This is a genomic window from Novosphingobium arvoryzae (assembly GCF_014652615.1).
GTDB classification, from domain to species: Bacteria; Pseudomonadota; Alphaproteobacteria; order Sphingomonadales; family Sphingomonadaceae; genus Novosphingobium; species Novosphingobium arvoryzae.
Window position 1 is genome coordinate 43,175 of record NZ_BMZD01000011.1, and the last position, 8,668, is coordinate 51,842.

Below are 8,668 nucleotides of genomic sequence, written 5' to 3' on the forward strand. Positions count from 1 at the left end.
AGTAACAGCGCCATGGACATCACCGTTTCCCCCGCCGCCCCGCCGCCGATCATCCGCCGCGAAGACTATCGCCCGCCCGAATGGCTGGTGCCGGAAGTCGCGCTGGCGTTCGAACTGGGCCTCGAATCGACCCAGGTGACGGCGATGCTCGATGTCCGGCGCAACCCCGCCGGCAGCGGCTCTGCCACCCTGCGCCTGCACGGCGACGGGCTGACCGCGCAGGCGGTGCTGGTCGATGGCCAGCCGGTCAGCGGCTGGCGGATGGAGGGCGCGGACCTGCTGGTTGACCTGCCCGGCACCGCGCACCGTGTGACCATCACGACCACGATCAACCCGGCGGCGAACAGCCAGCTGATGGGGCTCTATGCCTCGAACGGGATGCTCTGCACCCAGTGCGAGGCCGAGGGCTTCCGCCGGATCACCTTCTTCCCCGACCGGCCCGATGTCCTGTCGGTCTACCGCGTGCGGATGAGCGGGCCGAAGCAGGCGTTCCCGATCCTCCTGTCCAACGGCAACTGCATTGCGCAAGGCGATGGCGAGGATGGTACCCACTGGGCCGAATGGCACGATCCCTGGCCCAAGCCCAGTTACCTGTTTGCGCTCGTCGCGGGGCAGTTGGTCGCCAATTCGGACACGTTTGTCACCTCCAGCGGCCGCCAGGTGGCGCTCAACATCTGGGTCCGCGACGGCGATCAGGACCGCACCCACCACGCGATGCAGGCGCTCAAGGATTCGATGAAGTGGGACGAGTACGTGTTCGGCCGCGAATACGACCTAGACTTGTTCAACATCGTCGCCGTGTCGGACTTCAACATGGGGGCGATGGAGAACAAGGGCCTGAACGTCTTCAACACCCGCTATATCCTGGCCGATCCTGATACCGCGACCGACATGGACTATGACGGGATCGAGGGCGTGGTCGCCCACGAATACTTCCACAACTGGTCGGGCAACCGCGTGACCTGCCGCGACTGGTTCCAGCTGAGCCTGAAGGAAGGCTTCACCGTGCTGCGCGACCAGCTGTTCAGCGCCGACATGGGCTCTGCAGCGGTCAAGCGGATCGAGGATGTACGGGTGCTGCGCTCGGCCCAGTTCCCTGAGGATTCCGGCCCGCTGGCGCACCCGATCCGCCCCGATGCGTTCCAGGAAATCTCCAACTTCTACACCGCCACGGTCTATAACAAGGGTGCGGAAGTGATCCGGATGATGCGGACCATGGCTGGACCGGAGCGGTTCCGGCAGGGCACCGACCTCTATTTCGACCGCCACGATGGCCAGGCCGCGACGTGCGAGGACTTCATCACCGCGATCGAGGACGGGGCCGGACTGGACCTGACCCAGTTCCGCCGCTGGTATTCGCAGGCCGGCACGCCCAAGGTCACCGCGCGGCTGGACCACAGTGGCGACGTCGCGACGCTGACCCTGTCGCAGCAGGTGCCCGCCACACCGGGCCAGAGCGAGAAGCAGCCGATGGTCATCCCGCTGCGCCTCGCGCTGTTCAACCGGCAGACCGGGCAGCACGATGGCGAACAACTGGTCACGCTGACCGAATCGGAAGCCACCTTGCGCTTTCCCGGTTTCGCCAGCCGCCCGGTGCTGTCGATCAATCGCGGCTTTTCTGCCCCAGTGGCGATCGATGCGGATACCAGTGCCGAGGATCTGGTGTTCCTGGCCGCGCACGATGACGATTCCTTCGCCCGGTACGAGGCGATGCAGCAGCTGGTCGTCCAGCACCTCGTCGCGGCGGTCGGCGGGGAGCTGGACGCAGCAGCGCGCGAATCTGGCCGCGCGGCGATTCGCGGCGCGCTGTCCGCGATCATTGCCGATCCCGCGCTGGACGACCTGATGCGCGGTGAACTGATGATCCTGCCGGGCGAAGCCTATCTGGCCGAGCAACTGCTGGTGGCCGACCCCGGCACAATCCATGCCGAGCGCGAATCGCTCAAGGCCTACCTTGGTGCGAGCCTGAAGGCCCAGCTGCGCGAATTGCACGCCCGCGCCAGCGCGGTGCCCTACAGCCTGTCGGCCGAGGCACGCGGCGCGCGCAAGCTGAAGACGCAGGCGCTGGTCTATCTGGCCGCAGGCGCGCCGGATGAGGCGGCCACGCTCGCCGCCGCGCAGTTCGACAGCGCCGATAACATGACCGACCGGCAGGGCGCGCTGATGGTGCTGTGCGGCCTGCAAACCCCGCTGCGGGATGACAAGCTGGCCGCGTTCCACCAGCGCTTTGCCGGCAATGCGCTGGTGATCGACAAGTGGTTTTCGCTCCAGGCCGGGTCGCTTCACCCGCAAGCGCTCGATCACGTCGCGGCACTGGCGCAGCACGCCGATTTCACGCTGCACAACCCCAACCGGGTCCGCGCGCTCTACATGGCGATGGCGGTGAACCCGCAGGCGTTTCATGCCGCCAGCGGGGCGGGCTACCGCATGATCGCAGACCTGATCCTGGCGCTCGACCCGCTTAACGCGCAGACGGCTGCCCGGTTCGTCGCACCGCTGGGCCGGTGGAAGCGGATTGAGCCGCGCCGCGCCTCGCTGATGCGGGCCGAGCTGGAGCGGATTCTCGCCGCGCCCAGCCTGTCGCGCGATACGTTCGAACAAGTGAGCAAAAGCCTTGGCTGAACCGGTCGCAGTCCATCGCGCGGATGCGCTTGCGGGCATCCCGCATGGCTTCCTGGGGCGCCGGGGCGGCGTTTCGACGGGATTGGTGGCTGGGCTGAACGTGGGCCTGGGGGCTGGGGATGCGGACGGAGCAGTCCAGCAGAACCGGGCTCTGGCCGTCGAAGCGGTGCTGCCCGGCGCGCGCCTGGCGACGGTGTATCAGGTGCACTCAGCCGCATGTGTCCCGGTGGTCGCGCCGTGGCCCAATGCGGATCGTCCGCACGCCGATGCCCTGGTGACCGACCGGCCCGGACTGGTGCTGGGCATCGTGACGGCGGATTGCGCCCCGGTGCTGCTGGCCGATCGCGTTGCGGGAGTCGTGGGCGCGGCCCATGCCGGGTGGAAGGGCGCCGTTGGCGGTGTGACCGATTCCACGATCGCCGCGATGGAGGTGCTGGGCGCGCGCCGCGACCGGATCGTGGCGGCGGTCGGTCCCTGCATCGCGCAGGCCAGTTACGAGGTGGATGACGGCTTTTATCAGCGCTTCGCGGCCAAAGCCGATGGAATCGTGCGGTTCTTTGCGCCGGGACGGGCGGGGCACTGGCAGTTCGATCTGGAAGGCTATGTTGCGGCGCGGCTGGAATCGGCCGGTTGTGCCAAGGTCGAACGGCTGGGGCTGGATACCTATCCCGACGCTGCGGGCTTCTATTCCTTCCGCCGGGCAACCCATCGGGCCGAGCCGAACTACGGCCGCCAGATATCGCTGATCGGCCTGCCCTGAGCGGCGTGAGCGCGGCGCAACGAATCTTGTAAAAATGGCTGTTGGCATATGCCACCCTTGCGTCTATCAGGCGCGCCAAATCGTTAGTTCGAGCGGTGTTGCGCCGTGGGCAAGCGGTTGATGCAGGGGGCCGGTTTCGAAAGTACGCGAAGCCTCCCCAGGCGTTGGATTTGGGATGGTTTTCCAGTTGCGCAAGGGGCGCTGCCGGGAAAACCAGCAGAAGCAGGATACGTTCGACCATGGCAGAAGATGCTGGCATCGACACTCCGACCCTCGCTGCAGAGGAAGGGGTCCGTCGGCGCGATTTCATCAATATCGCTGCGGTTAGCGCGGCCGGTGTCGGCGGTCTCGCCACGCTTTACCCGCTGATCAGCCAGATGTCGGCCTCGGAAGACGTGCTGGCGCTCAGCTCGACCGAAGTCGATCTCAGCGCGATCGAGCCGGGCCAGGCGATCAAGGCGATCTTCCGCAAGCAGCCGGTCTTCATCCGCAACCTGACCCCGGCTGAAATCGCCGAAGCGGACAAGGTTGACGTGGCTTCGCTGCGCGATCCCCAGACGCTGGCCGAACGCACCCAGGAAGGCCATGAGAACTGGCTGATCACGATGGGCGTCTGCACCCACCTGGGCTGCGTGCCGTCGGGCGTTGCCGAGGGCGAGGTGAAGGGCGAATTCGGCGGGTATTTCTGCCCGTGCCACGGCTCGCACTATGACGTTGCCGCCCGCATCCGCAAGGGCCCCGCGCCGCTGAACCTGCAGGTTCCGGAATACGAATTCCTGTCCGACACCGTCGTGAAGATCGGCTGAGGTAGACCATCATGAGCTTCCCCTGGGCAAACGAATACAAGCCGAGCCATCCGCTGATGCAGTGGATGGATGAAAAGCTTCCCCTCCCGCGCCTCGTCTACAACGCGGTCGGCGGCGGGTACGAGGTTCCGCGCAACCTCAACTACATGTACAACTTCGGCTTCCTTGCCGGGCTGTGCCTGATGATCCAGATCATCACCGGTGTCGTGCTGGCCATGCATTATGCGCCCAACACGCTGGTTGCCTTCGACTCGACCGAGCACATCATGCGCGACGTCAACTGGGGCTGGATGCTGCGTTATGGCCATGCCAACGGCGCTTCGGCGTTCTTCGTGGTGGTCTATGCCCACATCTTCCGCGGCTTCTATTACGGTTCCTACAAGGCGCCGCGCGAAATGGTGTGGCTGCTAGGCGTCGTGATCTTCCTGCTCATGATGGCGACCGCCTTCATGGGCTACGTGCTGCCGTGGGGCCAGATGAGCTTCTGGGGCGCGCAGGTGATCACCGGTCTGTTCAGCGCGATCCCGTTGGTCGGCGATCCGCTGCGCGAATGGCTGCTGGGCGGTTTCGCGCCCGACAACGCCGCGCTCAACCGCTTCTTCTCGCTGCACTTCCTGCTGCCGTTCGTAATCCTGGGCGTGGTGATCCTCCACATCTGGGCGCTGCACATCAACGGCTCGACCAACCCGACGGGCGTCGAAGTGAAGAGCAAGAGCGACACCGTGCCGTTCCACCCGTATTACACGGCGAAGGACGGCTGGACGGTCGGCCTGTTCATGCTGATCTACAGCGCGTTCGTGTTCTTCATGCCGAACGCCCTGGGTCACCCGGACAACTACATTCCGGCGAACCCGATGCAGACCCCGGCGCACATCGTTCCGGAATGGTACTTCTGGCCGTTCTACGCGATCCTGCGCGCCTTCACGGTCGACTTCCTGATCGTTCCGGCCAAGCTGATGGGCGTGCTCGCCATGTTCAGCGCGATCCTGGTGTGGTTCTTCCTCCCCTGGCTCGACAAGTCGCCGGTGCGCTCGGCCAAGTATCGTCCGCTTTACCGGAAGTTCTTCTGGGTGCTCGTGCTCGACGTCGCGATCCTGGCCTACTGCGGCGGTGCGCCGGCGGAAGAGCCGTTCGTGATGATCAGCCAGATCGCCTCGCTGTACTACTTCCTCCACTTCTTCGTGATTGTGCCGATCGTTTCCTCGATCGAACGGCCCGATCCGCTGCCCTTCTCGATCACGGAAAGCGTGCTCGGCCATGACGGGCAGGCGGCGCTCGGCGCCAAGGCCTGAACTCCAGCGAGGGACAAGAGAGACCCATGATCCGCATCTTCTCCATCCTCGTCGGCGCGTTCTTCTCGCTTGCGTTGCTGCTGGCCTTCGGGACCGGGGCCTACAGCTTCGTGACGGAACCCCCGGCCAAGACCGTCGAAGCCACGTTCTATGAACACCCGGAAAAGCTCTCGCTCGCCAGCGACGGCATTTTCGGCAAGTACGACAAGCAGCAGCTGCAGCGCGGCTTCCAGGTTTACAAGGAAGTCTGCGCCGCATGCCACTCGCTGAAGCACGTGGCGTTCCGCGACCTGTCGGCGCTGGGCTACAGCGAAGCCGAAGTGAAGGCGATTGCCGCCAGCTACACGATCAACGCGCAGGACCCGCTGACCGGCGAGTTCAAGGACCGACCGGGCATGCCCTCGGACAAGTTCCCGCACGTGACCTATGCCGGCAAGGGCGTTCCGCCTGATCTCTCGCTGATCACCAAGGCCCGTCACGGCGGGGCAGCCTATATCCACTCGCTGCTGACCGGTTATTCCGAGCAGCCGGCCGAGCTGATCAAGGCGTTCCCCGATGCCAAGACGCCCGATGGCCTGTATTACAACCGGTTCTTCCCGAACCTGAACCTGTCGATGCCGGCGCCGATCACCAGCGAAGGCCAGGTGACGTACAGCGACGGCACCAAGGCGACCGTGGACCAGATGTCGAAGGACGTTTCGGCGTTCCTCGTCTGGACTGCTGAACCGGAACTGGAAAAGCGCCGTCAGACCGGCCTGTGGTGGATGGGCTTCCTGCTCTTCACGACCGTGCTGGCCTACATGGCATATCGCAACGTCTGGGCGGACAAGAAGGGCCACTAAGTCCTGGTCCCGCCGGATGGTGGACATGAGCACGCCCCTTGCACCCCGGTGCAGGGGGCGTTTCTCTTTGGCAGCAAGGCAACCGCATGACCGCTGAAGACCTGAAAGCGCTGATCCGGACCGTTCCGGACTTTCCCAAGCCGGGCATCCTGTTTCGCGACATCACCACCCTGATTGCGGATGGCGCGGGATTTGCCGCCACGATCGAACTGCTGGCAACGCAGGCCACCGCCGCTCGGGCCGAGGCCATTGCCGGAATGGAGGCGCGCGGTTTCATCTTTGGCGCGGCCGTCGCCGCGCGGCTCGCCTTGCCGTTCCTGCCGATCCGCAAGCCGGGCAAGTTGCCGGTGCCAGTGCTGTCGATCGACTATGCACTGGAATACGGAACCGATACGCTGGAAGTCGACCCGACCGCGATCGGGTCGGCACAGCGGGTGGTTATCATCGACGACCTGATCGCCACGGGCGGCACGGCGACGGCTGCGGTGAAGTTGCTGCGGAGTGCCGGCGCACTGGTGGACCATGCCCTGTTCGTGATCGACCTGCCGGATCTCGGCGGCGCGAACCGGCTTCGTGCGCTGGATGTGGCTGTCAGTGCCCTGATGGACTTCCCCGGCCATTGAACCGGAAACCATCCTCTGACGCAGGAACATTATGACATTGAGGGATTTCCCTCCTTGTCATGCGCGGTCCAAGTGCGAACAAGCGGGCGCGTAACCTCTTGTGGAGTGCCCCATGCCAGCTCTTGTTGACGACAAGTGCCCGACCCCTGATCCGGCCGAGGACAATGCATTCTTTCCTTCGCCCTATTCGCTGAGCCAGTTCACCGCGCCCAAATCCGATCTCGCTGGCGCGGACTATCCGCATCCCTACACGGGCAAACGCTGGAAAGTGCTGATGATCGGTGCCGACGAACGCTATGTGCCGATGGACAACGTCCTATGTGGTGAAGCAGCAGCGGGAGATGGCCAGCAGGTCTCGTTGCGCCGAGTGTGATCGGCGCTGATGTCTTTGTGATCCAGATGGCTTCCATCGTCAAGGAATGCGCTCTCGGCCATAGCAAACACAGGATCCATCGACCGGTCTGGGCGTGGTCCTCACCGTCCTTAAGATGAGATGCGGATGCCAGATGGAAGGCCCGAACATTATCTACAGGGTCGCAGTTGCGCCCTCACGGCTCCACAGAGAGGGGTCCTTCCATCTGGTGTCCGCCCGTTCGAGAAACGGGCGGTACTCGGTTCCCGTCTTGATGACGGCGTGTGCGACGCGCGCCATCTTGGCGGTGAGTGCGGTCATTGCCTTGCGGCGTCGATCGGGGTCGTTGGGATGCCCGGCGACATAGCGCCCGAGCTTATCGCGAAAGCTGTTGTCGCGTTGTCGGATGGCGACCTGGGTTGCCATCCAGAAAGTCCGTCGCAGCCGAGCATTGCCATACTTTGACAGCTTCGTCCGCCCACGGAATGTCCCGGACTGGCAGGTGGCGAGATCGAGCCCGCAAAACTTGAGAAACTGGCGATGATGGTTGAAACGCCGCAGATCGCCAGCTTCGGCCAAGATCGTCAGAGCATTGATCGGCCCGATCCCCGGGATCATGCGCAGCAGCTGGTAATCGCGGTTCTCGCTGAGCATTGCATGGGCGGTTTGCTCAATCTCATTGCGCTGCTGGATCAGGCTTCGGGCCTGTGCGATCACCATACGGAACATCGTGATCGCGACGGAATCCTCGTCGACTGGCAGCGCTATGGATGTGCAGGCAGTCTCGTAAATATCGTTGATCAACCGAGCCTTGGATACCTTCCGGCCGACCAACGTCCAGGCTTCACTGGTAAAACCTTCCCGGCCAACAGCGATTATGCTGCCGGGTGTGGGGAAGCGCTCAAGCAAAGCCAGGAACCAATCAGACCGACTGTTGCCGGCGAAGCGCTCGATCTCCGGAAAATACAGCGGCAGATAGTGCGTGAGGATCCGGTGCCAGGTCTGGGTCTTGGCCTTCGAAATGGCTTCATGGGTCTTCGACATCTCCTGCAAATCGTTGATACCGGCGGCCAGCGGATCAACGTAGCGCTGGGTCGCACCGATCCGCAGCATGTGCAGGATGACCTGGGCATCCTTGGAATCGTTCTTGTCCCAGCCATTGTGAAGCGCTTCGCGAGTCCGGGCCAATGCGACCGACGAAATCAGGCGCAGCTCGAAACCCGCGGAAAGTAGCCTGTGAGGCAGAAGAGCAGCCGATGGTCACGCTGGCACTTCGGCCCCGCGACATTGCCGACCTGTTCAAGCTTCTGGCGGAACAGAACACTGACAGCTTTGTCATGAAGGCTGACCCCAACGGTCTGCTGATGCTGC

7 protein-coding genes and 1 pseudogene are annotated in these 8,668 nt (G+C 64.0%); 7 read left to right on the top strand and 1 reads right to left on the bottom strand.

Going from position 1 to position 8,668, the window contains the following annotated elements; all coding sequences use genetic code 11:
• Positions 1 to 12: 12 nt before the first annotated feature.
• The 7 genes from pepN to IE113_RS15155 all read left to right on the top strand — a co-directional run bounded on the left by pepN (position 13) and on the right by IE113_RS15155 (position 7,318).
• On the top strand, positions 13 to 2,622 hold the full coding sequence (pepN, locus tag IE113_RS15125) for an aminopeptidase N (protein ID WP_189542975.1): 2,610 nt from the start codon (positions 13 to 15) through the stop codon (positions 2,620 to 2,622).
• Complete coding sequence (gene pgeF / locus IE113_RS15130; protein ID WP_189542977.1) at positions 2,615 to 3,382, top strand: peptidoglycan editing factor PgeF; 768 nt, start codon at positions 2,615 to 2,617, stop codon at positions 3,380 to 3,382. The genes pepN and pgeF overlap by 8 nt, the downstream gene beginning before the upstream one ends.
• A 239-nt stretch (positions 3,383 to 3,621) precedes the next feature.
• On the top strand, positions 3,622 to 4,188 hold the full coding sequence (gene petA, locus IE113_RS15135) for a ubiquinol-cytochrome c reductase iron-sulfur subunit (protein ID WP_189542979.1): 567 nt from the start codon (positions 3,622 to 3,624) through the stop codon (positions 4,186 to 4,188).
• 11 nt (positions 4,189 to 4,199) lie between these two features.
• Complete coding sequence (locus tag IE113_RS15140; RefSeq protein ID WP_189542982.1) at positions 4,200 to 5,480, top strand: cytochrome b; 1,281 nt, start codon at positions 4,200 to 4,202, stop codon at positions 5,478 to 5,480.
• A gap of 26 nt (positions 5,481 to 5,506) precedes the next feature.
• Positions 5,507 to 6,322, top strand: a complete 816-nt coding sequence (locus IE113_RS15145) for a cytochrome c1 (protein ID WP_189542984.1) — start codon at positions 5,507 to 5,509, stop codon at positions 6,320 to 6,322.
• A gap of 86 nt (positions 6,323 to 6,408) precedes the next feature.
• Positions 6,409 to 6,945 carry an adenine phosphoribosyltransferase gene (locus tag IE113_RS15150; protein ID WP_189542986.1) on the top strand — a complete coding sequence of 179 codons (537 nt, stop codon included), beginning with the start codon at positions 6,409 to 6,411 and terminating at the stop codon, positions 6,943 to 6,945.
• A 112-nt stretch (positions 6,946 to 7,057) separates the two neighbouring features.
• On the top strand, positions 7,058 to 7,318 hold the full coding sequence (locus tag IE113_RS15155) for a type 1 glutamine amidotransferase family protein (protein WP_189542988.1): 261 nt from the start codon (positions 7,058 to 7,060) through the stop codon (positions 7,316 to 7,318).
• A gap of 149 nt (positions 7,319 to 7,467) precedes the next feature.
• Here the strand turns inward: IE113_RS15155 and IE113_RS15160 are convergent.
• Positions 7,468 to 8,533 (bottom strand): annotated as a pseudogene (locus IE113_RS15160) (IS110 family RNA-guided transposase); the annotation flags it as partial.
• Positions 8,534 to 8,668: the final 135 nt, after the last annotated feature.

What these genes read in the sequence shown, in the direction of transcription:
- pepN (WP_189542975.1), top strand. Translation starts at nt 13, where the DNA reads ATGGACATCACCGTTTCCCCCGCCGCCCCGCCGCCGATCATCCGCCGC.
- petA (WP_189542979.1), top strand. Translation starts at nt 3,622, where the DNA reads ATGGCAGAAGATGCTGGCATCGACACTCCGACCCTCGCTGCAGAGGAA.
- IE113_RS15140 (WP_189542982.1), top strand. Translation starts at nt 4,200, where the DNA reads ATGAGCTTCCCCTGGGCAAACGAATACAAGCCGAGCCATCCGCTGATG.
- IE113_RS15145 (WP_189542984.1), top strand. Translation starts at nt 5,507, where the DNA reads ATGATCCGCATCTTCTCCATCCTCGTCGGCGCGTTCTTCTCGCTTGCG.
- IE113_RS15150 (WP_189542986.1), top strand. Translation starts at nt 6,409, where the DNA reads ATGACCGCTGAAGACCTGAAAGCGCTGATCCGGACCGTTCCGGACTTT.
- IE113_RS15155 (WP_189542988.1), top strand. Translation starts at nt 7,058, where the DNA reads ATGCCAGCTCTTGTTGACGACAAGTGCCCGACCCCTGATCCGGCCGAG.